At 72.6% G+C, this 16206-nt stretch carries 11 protein-coding genes; 6 read left to right on the top strand and 5 right to left on the bottom strand.

What is annotated here, in order from left to right; genetic code table 11:
- The first annotated feature begins 63 nt into the window (after positions 1-63).
- The 6 genes from HNR19_RS19775 to thpR all read left to right on the top strand — a co-directional run bounded on the left by HNR19_RS19775 (position 64) and on the right by thpR (position 12721).
- Complete coding sequence (locus HNR19_RS19775) at positions 64-4725, top strand: family 78 glycoside hydrolase catalytic domain (protein WP_179669502.1); 4662 nt, start codon at positions 64-66, stop codon at positions 4723-4725.
- Positions 4726-4761: 36 nt separating this feature from the next.
- Positions 4762-7992, top strand: a complete 3231-nt coding sequence (locus tag HNR19_RS19770) for a family 78 glycoside hydrolase catalytic domain (protein WP_179669501.1) — start codon at positions 4762-4764, stop codon at positions 7990-7992.
- A gap of 44 nt (positions 7993-8036) precedes the next feature.
- Positions 8037-9905, top strand: coding sequence for a glycoside hydrolase family 78 protein (locus tag HNR19_RS23290; RefSeq protein ID WP_179669500.1), 1869 nt, complete (start codon positions 8037-8039; stop codon positions 9903-9905).
- A gap of 15 nt (positions 9906-9920) precedes the next feature.
- Positions 9921-11336 carry an alpha-L-rhamnosidase-related protein gene (locus HNR19_RS19760; RefSeq protein ID WP_179669499.1) on the top strand — a complete coding sequence of 472 codons (1416 nt, stop codon included), beginning with the start codon at positions 9921-9923 and terminating at the stop codon, positions 11334-11336.
- A gap of 63 nt (positions 11337-11399) precedes the next feature.
- Positions 11400-12137, top strand: coding sequence for a VIT1/CCC1 transporter family protein (locus tag HNR19_RS19755; RefSeq protein ID WP_179669498.1), 738 nt, complete (start codon positions 11400-11402; stop codon positions 12135-12137).
- 8 nt (positions 12138-12145) lie between these two features.
- Positions 12146-12721 (top strand): RNA 2',3'-cyclic phosphodiesterase, encoded by a 576-nt coding sequence (thpR, locus tag HNR19_RS19750; RefSeq protein WP_179669497.1) that lies wholly within the window; start codon positions 12146-12148, stop codon positions 12719-12721.
- Positions 12722-12831: 110 nt separating this feature from the next.
- On the opposite strand, the gene HNR19_RS19745 is transcribed toward thpR, so the two are convergent.
- From HNR19_RS19745 to HNR19_RS19725, 5 genes are all read right to left on the bottom strand, one after another.
- Complete coding sequence (locus HNR19_RS19745; protein WP_179669496.1) at positions 12832-13032, bottom strand: type II toxin-antitoxin system antitoxin; 201 nt, start codon at positions 13030-13032, stop codon at positions 12832-12834.
- A gap of 8 nt (positions 13033-13040) precedes the next feature.
- Positions 13041-13976, bottom strand: coding sequence for an SPFH domain-containing protein (locus HNR19_RS19740; RefSeq protein ID WP_179669495.1), 936 nt, complete (start codon positions 13974-13976; stop codon positions 13041-13043).
- Between the two features lie 62 nt (positions 13977-14038).
- Positions 14039-14812 (bottom strand): anti-sigma factor, encoded by a 774-nt coding sequence (locus tag HNR19_RS19735; RefSeq protein ID WP_179669494.1) that lies wholly within the window; start codon positions 14810-14812, stop codon positions 14039-14041.
- A complete protein-coding gene (sigK, locus tag HNR19_RS19730) occupies positions 14809-15414 on the bottom strand; it encodes an ECF RNA polymerase sigma factor SigK (RefSeq protein ID WP_179669493.1) in 606 nt (201 codons plus the stop codon). The genes HNR19_RS19735 and sigK overlap by 4 nt, the downstream gene beginning before the upstream one ends.
- Before the next feature lie 38 nt (positions 15415-15452).
- Positions 15453-16148, bottom strand: coding sequence for a fasciclin domain-containing protein (locus tag HNR19_RS19725; RefSeq protein ID WP_179669492.1), 696 nt, complete (start codon positions 16146-16148; stop codon positions 15453-15455).
- Positions 16149-16206: the final 58 nt, after the last annotated feature.

Genomic DNA, 16206 nt, shown 5'->3' with positions numbered 1-16206 from the left:
CCGTCACCCGGTCCTAGCGTGTCGCTGAATCGTTTCACGATCCGCACACCCTCGGAGTCCCTCATGCGTCCTCAGCTCGCCGGCGGAGTCGTCGCCGTCCTCCTCGCAACTCCCCTCGTGGCGACCTCGACGCTGTCCCCAGCAGCCGCCGCGGCCGCCCCCTCCCTGGCCGCGGCGGCGGCTCCCCCGACCGTGTCCGACCTGCGGGTGAACGCCCTGCACGAGCCGCTCGGGATCGACACCGCGCCGCCGGCGCTGAGCTGGAAGATCGCCTCCGACCGCCGCGGCACGACCCAGCAGGCCTACGAGGTCCACGTCGCCTCCAGCGAGGCGGCGCTGGGAGAGGCCGACGTGTGGGACAGCGGCAAGGTGACGTCCGGCCGTTCGGTCGGCGTCCGGTACGCCGGCCCGGCGCTCGCGCCGCGCACCGACTACGTCTGGGCGGTCCGGGTCTGGGACGACCAGGGCGTCGCCTCGGCCTGGAGCGAGCCCGCCCGGTTCGGCACCGGCCTCGGTGACGACGACTGGACCGCCGAGTGGATCGGCGCGGAGACCGAGGGCATCGGCCCGGAGTGGACCGACTACACGATCGAGTTCACCGCCTCCGACATCTCCGGCGCGCTCGGCGTCTACCTCCGCGGCGAGGACACCGAGAACGCCTACATGTGGCAGCTCAGCGAGGCCAACGACTCGCTCCGCCCGCACGTGAAGCGCAACGGCGGCTACTCGGTCCTCAACGCCACGCCGTTCCCGGCCGGGTTCGACTTCGGCGCCGCGCACGACTACGCGATCACCGTCGACGGCCCGACCATCACCACCCGCGTCGATGGAGCGGTCCTCGACCAGCGCAACGACGCGACGTTCGACGGGCCGGGCATCGTCGGATTCCGCACGAGCGGCGCCGAGCGCGGACTGGTTCACGACGTCACGGTCACCAGCGAGGACGGCGAGGTGCTCGTCGACACCGACTTCCCGGCCGGCGACCGCACCTTCGCGGCCGGCACCGTCACCGCCGACGGCCTCCGCGTCGACAGCGCGGGCGCCGAGGCGTGGCTCCGGCAGGACCAGCCCGTCCCGCTGCTGCGCACGGAGGTCGACCTCGGTGACGAGGAGGTCGTGCGGGCGCGCGTCTACGCCTCGGCGCGCGGCGTCTACGAGCTCCGCCTCAACGGCGAGCGGGTCGGCGACGCCGAGCTCGCCCCGGGCTGGACCGCCTACGACAAGCGCATCGACTACCAGGCCTACGACGTGACCGACCTGGTCCGCTCCGGCGCCAACGTGCTCGGTGCCGAGGTCGCGCCCGGGTGGTACTCCGGCAAGGTCGCGATGTTCGGCACCGACGTCTACGGCCCCGACAACTCGGTGATCGCCGAGCTCGTCGTCGACTACGCCGACGGCACCAGCGAGGTCGTCACTACCGACGACAGCTGGATGACGACCGACGGCCCCACGCGCGAGGCCGACCTCCTCGACGGTGAGTCGTACGACGCCCGCGTCGCCGCCGACGTGGCGGGCTGGGACGAGCCCGGCTTCGACGCGGCCGGCTGGGAGCCGGTCGTCGTCCGCGACGAGCCCACCGGTGTCCTGGAGCCGCAGACCGCGGTCGACGTCCGGGTCACCGAGGAGCTGCACACCGCCGAGCGGATCGACTCGCCGACCGAGGGCGTCTACCTCTACGACCTCGGACAGAACATGGTCGGCCACGTACGGCTGACTCTCCAGGGCGAGCCGGGACAGACCGTCACCATCCGCCACGGCGAGGTCCTCAACCCCGACGGCACGCTCTACACCGCCAACCTGCGCTCGGCGAAGGCGACCGACCGCTACACGTTCGCGACCGACGAGCCGGAGACCTTCGAGCCGTCGTTCACGTTCCACGGCTTCCGCTACGTCGAGATCTCGGGTGTCGACGAGGCGCCCGACGCCGCCGACCTGGTGGGCGTGGTGGTCGGCACCGACGGCGACCTGGTCAGCAGCCTCGACACCAGCTCCGGCCTGGTCGACCAGCTCCAGAGCAACATCGTCTGGGGCATGCGCGGCAACTTCCTGTCGATCCCGACCGACACCCCCGCGCGGGACGAGCGGATGGGCTGGACCGGAGACATCAACGTGTTCGCCCGCACCGCCGTCTACAACATGGACTCCCAGTCGTTCCTGACCAAGTGGCTCCAGGACCTGCGCGACACCCAGCGCCCCAACGGCTCGCTGCCCGGCGTGGCGCCCGTCGTGCCCGGCCGGTTCGACGGCGGCTACGAGTCGGCGGGGTGGATGGACGCCGGCGTCCACGTGCCCTGGACGCTGTGGCAGGCGTACGACGACACCGACGTGATCCGCGAGAACTACGACATGATGAAGCGCTACGTCGACTTCCTCGCCGCCGACTCCACCAACCACATCCGGTCCGCAGGCGGCTACCTCGACTGGCTCAACCTCGACGACCCGACGCCGGCCGACGTGCTCGACACCGCGTTCGTCGCGAAGAGCACGCGCGAGTTCTCCCAGATGGCCGCCGCGATCGGCCGCGACGCCGACGCGGCGACGTACCTGGACCGCTACCGCGCGATCCGGACGGCGTACCAGAACGCGTTCATCTCGCCGGACGGCACGGTCAAGGGCGACAGCCAGACGGCCTACATCCTCACGCTCACCAACGACCTGGAGCCGGCCGACCGCCGCGACGCGGTGTTCGACCAGTTCGTCCAGACCCTCGAGCGGCGCGACTATCACCTCTCCACCGGGTTCCTCGGCGTCGACGGCCTGCTGCCGGCGCTGACGAAGGCGGGCCGCACCGACATCGCCTACCGGCTGCTCCAGCACGAGGACTACCCGTCGTGGGGCTACGAGATCGGCAAGGGCGCGACCACGATCTGGGAGCGCTGGAACTCGATCAACCCGGACGGCACCTTCAACGACGTCGGCATGAACTCGTTCAACCACTACGCCTACGGCGCGGTGGGCGAGTGGATGTACCGCACGATGGCGGGCGTCTCCGCCGCGGAGCCCGGCTACAAGCGGGTCCTGGTCGCGCCGGAGCCGGGTGACGGGATCGACAGCGTCGACTTCACCCACGAGACGCCGTACGGCGAGGTCCGCAGCGCATGGAGCACCGAGGGCGAGGGCCTCACGCTCGACCTCACCGTGCCCGCCAACACGACGGCCGAGGTGCGCGTCCCGGCCGCCAACCGCTGGGCGGTCACCGAGGGCGGCACGCCGATCGAGGACGTCGCCGACGTGACCTACCTGCGCGACGAGGACGGCGACGTCGTCCTCGAGGTCGGCTCAGGCGACTACGCGTTCGCTGTCGACGCGGTGCTCGGCGACATCGGCGCCGCGGCCGACGCGACCGAGGCCCTCGCCGGAGCGGTCGACGACCTCACCGTCACCGCCCCGCACGGCACCAACCTGCGGCGCCACCTGGGCGTGAAGGTGACCGAGCTCGGCAACGAGCTGGCTGCGGCCTGGCAGGCCCGCCTCGACGGCGCCTCCGACGAGGACGTCGCCACCGACGTGCACCGCGCGCTCGCCACCGTCGCCGACCTCGACCGGTGGATCGCGACCGGGCTCGAGGAGGGCGACCTCGACGAGGCCGAGGCGAGCGACCTCCGCGACCGGCTGGCCGCGATCGAGCGCCTGCTGTCGTCAGCCTCCTCCGACCTGGTCGGCGCCGTCGCGTCGCTCGGCGTCCCGGCCGGCGAGATCCTGCCGGGCGACGTGGTGCGGGTGACCGCGCGCCTGGAGAACGCAGGCTCCCGGCCGGTCTCCGGCGTCGACTCGTCGCTGACGGCGCCGGACGGCTGGACCGTGCGGCCGGTCGGGGCGCACGCCTCCACCGTCGAGGGCGGCGCGACCGTCGAGCACGCCTACGACGTCACCGTGCCGGCCGACGCCGCCGCCGCGACGATGTCGCTGACCGGATCGGTGACCTACCAGCGCGCCGGCGGCACCGCGACGCTCCCGGTCGCCGCCGACGTGATGGTCGCGCCCGGCGTCCAGATCGTGTCCACCGCGACGACGCCTGCCGCCGTCGCGGGCGGTGAGGAGGCGACGGTGACCGCGGTCCTGCGCAACCGCACCGCGGTCGCGCAGTCCGGCGAGCTGGCGCTCACCCTGCCCGGCGGGTGGGAGCCCGTCGCACCGGTCGACTACGACCTCGCCCCCGGCGAGGAACGTGCCGTCCCGGTCGAGGTGACGGTGCCGATGACGGTCGTCGCCGGCCCCGCGCCGGTGACGGTGGCGACCGGCCCGACGGCCGCCGAACGCGCGCTCGCGACCGTGACCGTGGCGCTGCCCACCCCGCCGGCCGGCTCGACCGACCACGTGGACCTCGGCAACGGGACGTCGGAGTCGGCGCACCGGCTGACGGCGTCGCCCAACTCGGGGACCAACGTCGAGGCGGGCCTGACCCGGCGCTACACGCACTCGTCGTTCCCCGGCGGCTGGTTCGAGATGGACGTCGCGGTGCCCGCCAACGGCGCCTTCGTGGTCCGGGTGATCGAGACGTTCGACGGCCCCCGTCGCAAGACCTACGACGTGCGGCTCGACGGCCAGGTGGCGCACAGCGTCGACCTCGTCCGGACGGCCGGCGGCCAGGGCTCGATGGTCCACCAGTTCCTGGTCGAGCCGTCGGCCGTCACGTCCGACGGCAAGGTCCGGATGCGGTTCCAGGACACGCTGGCCGACTACGACCCGTCGATCGCCGACGTCTGGGTGGTGCCGGTCGGCTGACCGGCTCGCCCACCCCATCCCCGAGGAGACGAAGTCATGACCCCGACCGCCCGGCGCTCTCGCGTCGTACCGCCCGTGTCGGCGCTCCTAGGGCTGCTGGCCCTGGTCGCCTCGTTGCTCGCGGTCGCGACGCCGTCGACGGCGGCGCCCGGCAACGCGTTCCCCTCGGCCCTCACCGTCGAGCAGCGCACGGAGCCGGCCGACGTCGACGACGTCGAGGCGCCGATCCTCGGCTGGCAGGTGCCGACCGCCCGGCAGACGGCCTACCAGGTCCAGGTCGCGCCGACGCACGCCGACCTCGCCTCCGGACGGCGGCTCGTCTGGGACTCCGGCAAGGTCGTCTCCCCGGCCAGCACCAACGTCGCGTACGACGGCCCGCGGCTCGAGCGCGGCGAGCGCTTCGTGTGGCGGGTGCGGACGTGGGACGGCGGGGGTGCGGTGTCTCCGTGGTCGCGCCCGGCCACGTTCGGCACCGCGCTCGGCGGGGACTGGGGAGACAGCCAGCCGATCTGGACCGAGGCGCCGCAGGCGGCGCAGTGGGGCGACTACACGCTGGAGGCGACCTTCTCGATCACGACGCAGAACGCGTCGATCGTCTTCAACGCCAAGGACGCCAACAACTACCTGATGTGGCAGTTCCGCGGCGACGGCGTCGACCAGCTCGCGCCGCACACCCGGGTCAACGGCACCTTCACGGCGCTCAAGACCGTGCCCCTCCCGGTCGACCTGGTGCGCGGCGTCGACCACCGGATCCGCATCGAGACCCGCGGCACGACCGTGAGCACCTGGCTCGACGGCACGCTGATCGACACCACCGAGAACGTGCCGTTCCGGGGCGGCAACATCGGCTTCCGCACCGGCGGCAGCGAGCGCAGCAGCTGGGACGACATCTCCGTCACGGCGCCGGACGGGACCGTGCTCTACGAGGACGACTTCTCGAGCCCGTCCGCGGACTTCTCCTGCGCGACCGTCGCCGACGGCCGCCTCCACGTCGGCACCGGCCAGAACTGCCTCTACGGCGTGGGCAGCACGGACTGGGCGTTCCTTCGCGGCGAGTTCGAGACCGACCCCGAGAAGGAGGTCGCGTGGGCCACGGTCTTCGCGACCGGCTCCTCGCCGGAGCCCGGCCGCCAGTACGTCTACAAGCTGTGGCTCAACGGGCAGTTCGTCGGCCTCGGGCCGGTGCGGTCGATCGCGGGCGAGACCCGCTACGACGGGTACGACGTCACCGACCTGGTCCGCGAGGGCGGCGCCAACGCGCTCGGCGCGATCGCCTGGACGCAGGCCGACCGGCGGTTCCAGGCCCAGCTAATCGTCGAGTACGACGACGGCAGCCGGCAGACGTTCGGCACCGGCCCGGACTGGTCGGCGATGCGGGGCGGAGCGGTCTACCCGTGGGGCGGCTCGATCGGCACGTCCTACTTCGTGGCGCCGAAGGAGAACCTCCAGGCGGCTGCCTTCCCGACGGGTTTCGACGAGCCCGGCTTCGACGACTCCTCCTGGCAGCCCGCGGCCGCGCGGCCGGCGTACGCCAACCTGGTCGCGACGCCGACCGACAAGGTCGCCCAGCGCACGGAGCTGCCCGTCGAGGTGGTCGAGAAGGCGCCCGGCCACTACTTCGTCGACTACGGGCGCAGCTGGATCGGCGGGGTCAGCCTCGACCTCGTCGGCACCGCGGGCCAGGTCGTCGACCTCCGGTTCGGCGAGGAGCTCTCGGGACCGCAGACCGTCCGCTACTCCATGCGCACCGGCAACCAGTACCAGGACCGCTGGACCCTGCGCGACGGGCCGCAGCACCTGGAGACCTGGGGCATGCGGGTGTTCCGCTACCTCGAGGTGATCGGCGCGCCGACCGGCCTGACCGCCGAGGACTTCCCGGCTCTCGCGCAGGTCTACCCGTTCGACACCGACGGCGCCGTGTTCGACTCCTCCGACGACGCGCTCAACCAGGTCTGGCGGCTCTCGCGCAACACGGTCGAGGCCACCAACCACAACCTGTACGTCGATTCGTGGACCCGCGAGCGGGAGCCCTACGAGGCCGACAGCTACCTCCAGATGATGGCGAACTTCTTCACGTCGTCCGACCCGACGCTGGGCAACTACTCGATCGACTACCTGCTCACCCGCCGCACCTGGCCGACCGAGTGGCCGCTCTACACGATCCTCGCGATGCACGACAGCTTCCAGCAGACCGGCGACGTCGCGCAGCTCGAGCGCAGCTATGACCAGCTCCGGCTGAAGCTGCCCGACGAGTGGCTGGAGGCGAGCACCGGGCTGGTCCGCAAGAACAGCGGATCCGACGGCTGCAACAGCCGCACCGACTGCGACATCGTCGACTGGCCCGCCTCGGAGCGGGACGGCTACGTCTTCCGCCCCTACAACACGGTGATCAACGCGCTGTCCTACCGGGCGTATGTCGACATGGCGGAGATCGCGACGGCGCTCGGCCGCGCGGAGGACGCGGCGTCGTACACCCGGACCGCGGAGCGCCTGCGCGCCGCGATGAACGAGCGGCTGTGGGACGAGCAGAAGGGGGCCTACCGCGACGGGCTCAACTCCGACGGCAGCCCTGTGCAGCACCACGCCGTCCACGCCAGCGTCTTCGCGAGCGCGTTCGGGGTGCCGGACGCCGACCGGGCGGCGCAGGTCGCGGACTACATCGGCAGCCGCGGGATGGCGTGCAGCGTCTACTGCGCGGCGTTCCTGGTCGAGTCGCTCTACAACGGCGACCGGTCCGACCTCGCCTACGACCTGCTCACCAGCACCGGTCTGCGCAGCTGGCTGAACATGATCGCCGACGGCGCCGGCGCCACCGGGGAGGCCTGGGACCCGAGCCTGAAGTCGAACATGACCTACTCCCACCCGTGGGCCGCCTCGCCGGCGTACAACATCCCGCAGGGCATGTTCGGGATCAGGCCGACGACGCCGGGCTACGCGACGTTCGACGTGCGCCCGCAGCCGCAGTCGGTGGAGTGGGCGAGCGTCACCCTGCCGACGCTGAAGGGCCGCATCGGTGCGGCGTTCCACACCCTCGACGGCCGCACCGACGTGGGCGTCCTCGTGCCCGGCAACACCGTGGCGTCGGTCTTCGTGCCCGCCGGCGGCGCGACCGAGGACGTCGTGTACGTCGACGGCCGGGTCCGGGCCGCGGTCCGCGAGCGCGGCTACCTGCGTGTCGACGGCGTCGCGAGCGGCTGTCACGTCCTCAGCACCGTCCCGGGCGGTGACCCCAAGGACGACGAGCGGCTCACCGCCCCCTGCCACTGACCCCACCCGCCATCCGACCCGAAGTCCGACTCGGAGGAACTCCCATGCGAACCCACCACCCCCGCCGACGCCGCCTGGCGGCGCTCGCCGCCCTGACCGCCGGCGCGGTCGTCCTGCCCGGCGTGACCGATCTCCCCGCCGCGCGGGCCGACGTCGGCACCCGGCCGGCGGCGCCGGAGCGGCTGACGGTCGACGACCTCGCGCACCCGCTCGACACCGACCTGACGCCGCGCTTCGGCTGGCTGCCGCAGGACAGCGACCCGAACGAGGTCCAGACCGCCTACAAGATCGAGGTCCGTGACGCCGACGGTCGCCTGGTCTGGGACACCGACAAGGTGACGTCGTCGGACCAGGCCTACGTCGAGTACGACGGCTCGCCGCTCGAGCCGGGCAGCGCGTACACCTGGCGGGTCCGCACGTGGGACAAGGACAAGCTGCCGTCGCCGTGGTCGCAGTGGGCCCCCTTCGAGACCGGCCTGGGTGACGGCGACTGGGGCGGTGCCAGCTGGATCCGCCGCCCACCGGGCAATCCCGACGCCTCCGCGCTCTCCGTCGTCGACGGCCGGGGCCGGGTGTCCGGCGGGGACGTGACGATCGCGCGGACGGGCCGCGACTGGACCGACTACGTCTACACGGTGGACGTCACGCCGATCACCCGCGCGGCCGCCGTGGTCTTCCGGGCTCCCGACAGCCGCAACGGCTACATGTGGCAGCTGCACGCCAACGACAACGCGATCAAGACGCACCGCATGGTCAACGGCGCCTTCCCGACCGACGCGCGCCGTACGGTCCCGCACGTCATCGACCCGGGCGTGACCTACGAGCTGTCCGTCCGTGTCGAGGGCCAGACGTTCACGACCAGCATCGACGGACGGGTCGTCGACACCTGGACCGACTCGTCAGCCACCGGCTCGCGCGCCGGGACGATCGGGTTCCGCCAGGCCAGCGGCGAGGTGGCCGACTTCGACGACGTCCGGGTGACGTCCCTCGACGGCTCGACGGTGCTCTTCGAGGAGGATTTCTCCGGCGGCCTGGACAAGTGGGTGCGCGGCACCACGAACCGTGAGGCCGATGAATACACCCTCGCCCGCACCGTCGTCGACGTGCCCGCGGGTGAGATCGTCCGCGCGCGCAGCTATCTCGCCGCCAGCCACCAGGCCGAGCTCTACCTCGACGGCGAGCGTGCCGAGCGGATGACCAACTACGGCTACCCGGGCGAGGGCTACTACCAGGCCACCGACGTCACCGACCTGGTGACGGCGGGCGAGCCGCTCGCGATCGGCGCGATGCTGCACTGGTTCAGCGGCGGCCAGGGACGTGCGGCCGGCGAGCCCGGCCTGCTGGTCCGGCTGGTGCTCGAGTACGCCGACGGCTCCGAGGTAGTCGTCGTCAGCGACGGGTCCTGGAAGGTGCGGCGCGGCCCCTACGTCCTCGTCGGCACCCGCAACGGCGAGGGCCTCTACGTCGAGCACCTCGACGGCCGCGCGGTGCGGGCGATCGGCGACTGGACCGACGAGGACTACGACGACTCGGGCTGGGCCGACGCGGTCGTGGTCGGCGAGCACCCCGTGGCGCCGTTCACCCGGCTGGTGGGCCAGGAGACCCACCTCGTCGAGGAGGTCGTCGCGCCCGAGCGCATCCTCACCGCCGATGACGGGACGCCGGTCGCCGACTTCGGGAAGGTGATCCCGGCGCGGCCGGCCGTGCACTTCGAGCAGGGCGTCGAGGGCAGGGTGATCCCGATCCGCGCCAGCTACGGCCTCGCCGCGAACGGCCGGGTCTCGACCTCCGGCGTCGACACGCAGGGCACCAACATGTCCTTCCCCTACACGCAGGCCGCCGGCGCCCAGGACTACCGCGCCTTCGGCCACCTCGGCTTCCGCTACCTGGAGATCCCCGGCGCGGAGGAGTAGATCTCCGTCGACGACGTGAGCGCGACGATCGTGCACACCGCCTACCCCGAGGACGGCGCGGCGGAGTTCGACAGCTCCGACGAGACGCTGGACGCGGTCTGGGACCTGATGGACCGGTCCCTGGAGTACTCCGTGCAGGAGACGTTCGTCGACACGCCGACCCGGGAGCAGGGCCAGTTCCTGCACGACACCGTGAACATCTCGCACGGGCTGCTGGCCACCGAGCACGAGCGGGTCGCGAGCCGGCAGGCGATCCGCGAGTTCATGCTCAGCCAGGAGCGCTACTGGACCAGCGGCAACGACGCCGGTCGCTACAACGCCGTCTACCCCAACGGCGACGGCAAGCGCGACATCCCGGACTTCACCGAGGTCGTGCCAGCCTGGATCTGGGCCTACTACCTCGAGTCCGGCGACCGGGCGCTGCTCGCGGACGTCTACGACAACCTCAGCGCGACCGCGGGCTACGTCCGCCGCCACATCGCGGAGACCGGCCCGACCCAGGGCCTGGTCACCCGCCTGACCGGCGGCAGCGGCGCCTACCAGTACGGCATCGTCGACTGGCCCGAACACGGCCGGTTCGGCTACGACATGTCGGCGGCCGCGCGCACGACCGTCAACGCCCTCGGCGTCGACGTGCTGCGGAAGGTCGCCCTGGTCGCCGAGGCGCTCGGCCGGCCCGCGGCCGAGGTGCAGTCGTACGTCGACGACGCCGACGCGCTCGCCGAGCGGATGAACGCCACGCTGCGCCGGCCCGACGGCACCTACGTCGACGGCCTGCTCGCCGACGGTACCCAGAGCGCGCACGCGGGCCAGCACGCCACGTCGTACGCCGTCGCCTTCGGCATCGCGCCCGAACAGGACCTGCCGGCACTGGGCGACTATCTCGCCGGGATGGGCATGAAGCAGGGTCCGATGACGTCCCACTTCCTGCTCGAGGCCCTCGCGGCGTCCGGCTCCTACGACGCGGTGCTCGACCTGCTGACCAACGAGGACGACTACGGCTGGGCCGGCTGGCTCGCTCAGGGCGGGACGTTCACCCCGGAGGCGTGGCAGCTGAGCGGGTCGGCCAACAGTGCCTCGCACGGCTGGGGCTCGCAGGCGGTCGTCGACGTGCTCGACTCGGTGCTCGGCATCGAGATCACCGCACCCGGCGCCGCCGAGGTCACCTTCTCGGTGCCCGACACCGGGCTTGCGCACGCCGAGGGCTCCCGGATGACCCAGCGCGGCCGGGTCTCCTCGGCCTGGACGACCGAGGACGGCGCGCTGACGCTCGACGTCGAGGTGCCGGTCAGCGTCTCCGGCATCGTCGAGCTGCCGGCGGGTGACTACGAGGTGATGGGTCCCGACGGCGCCGCCGCCAAGGAGCTGGGCACGGCTGACGGGCTGACCCGCTACCGCGTCGGCTCGGGCGCCTGGACGTTCGCCGGCTGACGGCCGCTCCGCCCGGGCCCAGCGCGCCTCGCGTCCGGGCCCGGGACCGGCGATGATGGAGCGATGAGCAGCTCTACGGTCGATCCCGGCGGTCTCCGAGGGCACGAGGGGGAGCCGCACGACCAGGGCGGTTTCAACGACCGGCTGAACTGGCTGCGGGCCGGGGTGCTCGGCGCCAACGACGGGATCGTGTCCGTCGCGGGCGTCGTGATGGGCGTCGCCGGCGCGACCACCGACCGCGGCGCGATCCTGATCGCCGGCGTGGCGGCCCTCGTCGCCGGTGCGCTGTCCATGGCGGCGGGCGAGTACGTCTCCGTCTCGACCCAGCGCGACGCCGAGGAGGCCCTCCTCGCGAAGGAGCGCGAGGAGCTGCGGACGATGCCGGAGGCCGAGTTCGCCGAGCTCGAGGAGATCCTCGAGTCCAAGGGCCTCACCCCCGACGTCGCACAGGAGGTCGCCGAGCAGCTCACCGCGCGCAACCCGCTGCGCGCCCACGCGGTGCTCGAGCTCGGCATCGACCCCGACGACCTGACCAACCCGTGGAGCGCGGCGCTCGCCTCGATGCTCGCGTTCACCGTCGGCGCCGCGCTGCCCGCGCTCACCATCCTGCTGCCGGACCCCGAGCGGTTCCTGGTCACGGTGCTCGCGGTGCTGGTGGCGCTCGCGTTCACCGGCTTCACCTCGGCCAGGCTGGGCTACGCCCACCCGGGGCGCGCCGTCCTGCGCAACATGCTGGGCGGCGGCTTCGCGATGGGCATCACCTATCTCGTTGGGACCATGGTGGGCGCAGGCGTAGGCTGACCCGCCCTATGGGCACCCGACTCTTCGCCGCCGTCGTCCCGCCCGAGTACGCCGTCGAGCACCTCGACGAGTTCCTCGAGCCCCGCCGCGCGTCCGCCCCCGACTTCCGGTGGACGATCCCCGATCAGCTCCACGTCACGCTCGCGTTCATGCCGTCGGTGCGCGAGGACCTCGTCGACCTCTACGTCGACCGGCTCGCCGACGGGCTGGCCCGTACGCCGGTGCCCGTCCTCCGGCTCTCCGGTCCCGTCGCGTTCCCCGACGCCGCGCGGACGCGGGCGCTCGCGACGGGCGTCGTCGCCGAGTCGGAGGGCGCGGACGTCGTACTGGAGCGGATCGCGGGCCGCGCCCGCAACGCCGCGGTCAACGTCGGCACCGAGGTCGACGGCGGCCGGTTCCGCCCCCACGTGACGATCGCCCGGCTGCGCCGCCCCGACGACACGACCAACTGGGTGCGCCTGCTGGAGACGTACGTCGGGCCCGAGTGGCCGGTCGTCGAGGCCACCGTGATCGCCTCCCACCTCGGCGAGGGCCCCGGCAACCGACCCCGCTACGAGATCGTCGGCGAGGTCCCGCTCGGCTGATCGTCCGTGCCGAACCGGCAGGGTTGGCGTGCCGAACCGGCAGGGTTGGCGCTCCGAACCGGCAGGGTTGGCGATCCGCCGCGACCCCCGGCCCGGGAACCCGTGTCGGCTCAGGCGTCGCGCGGGGGACGCCCCCGCTTGCGTGGCGCCTTCGCGCCCGTGGGCATCCGGCCCGCCTCCTCGAGGGCGCGGCGCAGCAGGAACTCGACCTGCGCGTTGGTGCTGCGCAGCTCGTCGGAGGCCCAGCGGGCCAGTGCGTCGTGGACCGCAGGGTCGAGACGCAGCAGGACCGCCTTGCGCTCGCTCGCCACGGGACGGCTCAGTGGTACAGCGAACCGGCGTTGACGATCGGCTGGGTGTCGCGATCGCCGCAGAGCACGACCAGCAGGTTGCTGACCATCGCCGCCTTCCGCTCCTCGTCGAGCTCGACGATGTCCTCCTCGGCGAGCCCGTCGAGCGCCGCCTTCACCATGCCGACCGCGCCCTCGACGATCCGCTCGCGGGCGGCGACGACCGCGCCCGCCTGCTGGCGGCGCAGCATCGCCTGGGCGATCTCGGGGGCGTAGGCGAGGCGGGTGATCCGGGACTCGATGACCTTCACGCCGGCCGACTGCACGCGCACGGCGATCTCCTGGGAGAGCTCGGCCGTGATCTCCTCGGCGTTCTCGCGCAGGGAGCGCTGGGTGTTGTCGGGGGAGTCGTAGGGGTACGACGTCGCGATGTGGCGCACGGCGGTCTCGGTCTGGATCGCCACGAACTCGACGAAGTCGTCGACCTCGAACCGCGCCTTGGCCGTGTCCTGCACCTGCCACACCACGACGGCCGCGATCTCGATCGGGTTGCCGTCGGCGTCGTTGACCTTCGCGACGTCGGTCTCGTGGTTGCGGATCCGGGTCGAGATCTTGGTGCGCCCGGTGATCGGGTTGACCCAGCGCAAGCCCTCGGTGCGGATCGTGCCGACGTACTTGCCGAGGAGCTGGACGACCCGCGCCTCACCGGGAGCGATCGCGGTCAGGCCGGCCAGCGTGACCAGGGACCCGACGCCGAGGAGCAGGCACACCACGATCACGATGAGGCCGGGCGCGTCGTTGGCGTCGGCGAGGAGGGCGAGGCCGATGACCACGCCGGCCACCGAGGCGAGGAGCAGCAGCACTGCGCCGATGAGGACCGGCCACCCGTTGCTGCCGTTGGTCTGGCGCTCGCTCACCTTCGGCTCGGGCAGCGCGATGCCGAGGTCCTCCGTCGACGAGGTCATGGGGCGACTCCTCCGTGAGAAAAACTGATATCAGTTTTATATCACGGAGGTCCGCAGCCGCGTCAGGCCTCCAGCTCGAAGAAGAGGACCGGCTCGGTGGTCGGCTGCGGCGACCCGCCGTCGGGCTCGACCGTCACGCCCACGCCGGTCGCGTCCGTCGCGTCGCCGTCGAGCAGCACGGTGGCATCGGAGTCGTCCGGCATCAGGCCCGCCGGTGCGAGCCTGCCGTCCGGCTCCTCGAGCCAGAGCTCGTAGACCTTCCCGTCCGGCGCCGGCGCCATGTCCTCCGTGACGATGACCGCCGCGCCCTCGGACCTCGACACCACAACCGTGGCCCGCGAGCCGTCGGGCAGCTCCTGGCTCGCGCGCGTCGCGTCGTCCGCCGCGAGCACGCGTTCGGCGGCGGTCGGTACGTCGTCCGGCTCCGCCCACGGGCGCCAGGCGGCCAGTCCCACGAGAGCCACCAGCACCACCGCAGCGGCCGCCGCGAGCAGCGGCGTGCCCCGGAACGGGAGCCGCCGTACGCTCCGCCGGTCGGTGGGCGCGGAGGTCCGCGCCGCGGAGGATCCGTCGCCCGTGGCCGGGGCGAGCGGAGGCAGCGGCCGGACGGTCTCGATGCCCGCCAGGATGCTGTCGCGCAGCCCGGCCGGCGGCTCCGCGTCGGCGTCGGAGGCGAGCAGCGCGGCGGTACCGCGGAGCTCGTCGACCTCGGTGCGACAGGTCGGGCAGCCGCGCAGGTGCTCCTCGAACCGGGCGCGCTCCTCGGTGTCGAGCGCGTCGACGGCGTACGCGCCGGACAGCGCGTGCACCTCGTCGGCGTCGTCGTGACCGCTCATGACTCTCCTCCGATCGTGTCGCGCAACCGGATGAGGCCGTCGCGGATGCGGGTCTTCGCCGTGCCCAGCGGCAGGTCGAGCAGGGCGGCCACCTCGGCGTGGGTGTAGCCGCCGAAGTAGGCAAGTTCTATCGCCTCCCGCTGTACGGCGGTGAGGCTGCCGAGCGCCGAGCGCACCCGGTGCGCCTCGAGCGATGCGTGGGCGGTGTCGGCCGTGGTGTCGTGGTCGACCGGCCGGCTGAGGTGGAGGTACGTCGACTCGCGGCGCGTCGCCGCCTCGGAGCTGCGGACGCGGTCGACGGCCCTCCGGTGGGCGATCGTCAGCAGCCAGGCGACGGCGCTCCCTCTCGCCGCGTCGTACCTGCTGGCCGTTCGCCAGGTCTCCAGGTAGACCTCCTGGGTGACCTCCTCCGCCTGGGCGGGATCCCGCACGACGCGGAGCACGAGGCCGTGGACGCGCCGGGCGGTGGCGTCGTAGAGCTCGGCGAACGCCGCCCGGTCGCCGCGTGCCGACCGGTTGAGCAGCGCGGCGAGGTCGGGGCCGGTGCCCGCCGGCACCCCCGGGTGGGGGGTGCCGGCCGCACCGATCTGACCTGGGTCCATGGTCTGATCCTTGCGCGTGGGTGGTCGGGACGCTCGGGTCACTTGACCCCGGTCAGGACCTTGTCGATGACGTAGACGGTCGCGTTGGCGGTCGGGATGTTGCCGCACAGCACCGACGCGGTGACGGTGCCGTCGGAGACGGTCATCCCGGACTCGGCGTCGCCCTCGACGGTCAGCGTGTCCCCGGCGAGGGTGTCCTGGTCGCCGCCGACGGCGGCCGGGTCGGCATTGGTCGGGAGCACGTGGTGGGCCAGGATCTTGTAGAGCGTGCTGTCCTGGCCGTCCTTCATGCCGCCCTCGACGAGCGCGTTGAGGTCCTTCTCCGGGATCTCCGCGAAGGCCGGGTCGTACGGCGCGAACACGGTCAGCGCCTCCTGGCCGTTGAGCGTGTCGGCGAGACCGTCGATCGAGGTGACCGCGGCGACCAGCGTCTTGAGCAGCGGGTTGTTGCTCGCGGCGGTGGCGACCGGGTCGTTCACCATGCCGTCGAAGGAGCCGGCGCCCGACGTCGGGATCTCGGCGCAGCCGTCGCCGAACGTCGCGGCGCCGGCGCCCATGTCGCCGGTGTCGCCGGAGTCGCCGGAGTCGCCGGCGCCCTCCGGCTCCGCGGAGTCCGACGTCTGCGCGGAGTCGTCGGAGGCGTTGGTGGGCTCGTCCTCCTCGCTGCAGGCGGCGAGAGCGCCGGAGAGGGCGAACACGGTGGTGGCGGCGGCGACGGTGCGCAGGAGCTTCATGATGGGGCCTTCCGTTCGGTGGACTGGTGACGGTGGTTCGGCGCCGGTCGCGGTCCGG

It is taken from the genome of Nocardioides thalensis, from assembly GCF_013410655.1.
Taxonomy (GTDB): Bacteria; Actinomycetota; Actinomycetes; order Propionibacteriales; family Nocardioidaceae; genus Nocardioides; species Nocardioides thalensis.
This window is presented reverse-complemented; position numbering and strand designations above follow the sequence as displayed.

Coding starts and splice junctions, on each gene's coding strand:
- sigK (WP_179669493.1), bottom strand. CDS start 15,414: ATGGACCCAGGTCAGATCGGTGCGGCCGGCACCCCCCACCCGGGGGTG.
- HNR19_RS19770 (WP_179669501.1), top strand. CDS start 4,762: ATGACCCCGACCGCCCGGCGCTCTCGCGTCGTACCGCCCGTGTCGGCG.
- HNR19_RS19740 (WP_179669495.1), bottom strand. CDS start 13,976: ATGACCTCGTCGACGGAGGACCTCGGCATCGCGCTGCCCGAGCCGAAG.
- HNR19_RS23290 (WP_179669500.1), top strand. CDS start 8,037: ATGCGAACCCACCACCCCCGCCGACGCCGCCTGGCGGCGCTCGCCGCC.
- HNR19_RS19735 (WP_179669494.1), bottom strand. CDS start 14,812: ATGAGCGGTCACGACGACGCCGACGAGGTGCACGCGCTGTCCGGCGCG.
- HNR19_RS19775 (WP_179669502.1), top strand. CDS start 64: ATGCGTCCTCAGCTCGCCGGCGGAGTCGTCGCCGTCCTCCTCGCAACT.
- HNR19_RS19725 (WP_179669492.1), bottom strand. CDS start 16,148: ATGAAGCTCCTGCGCACCGTCGCCGCCGCCACCACCGTGTTCGCCCTC.
- thpR (WP_179669497.1), top strand. CDS start 12,146: ATGGGCACCCGACTCTTCGCCGCCGTCGTCCCGCCCGAGTACGCCGTC.
- HNR19_RS19755 (WP_179669498.1), top strand. CDS start 11,400: ATGAGCAGCTCTACGGTCGATCCCGGCGGTCTCCGAGGGCACGAGGGG.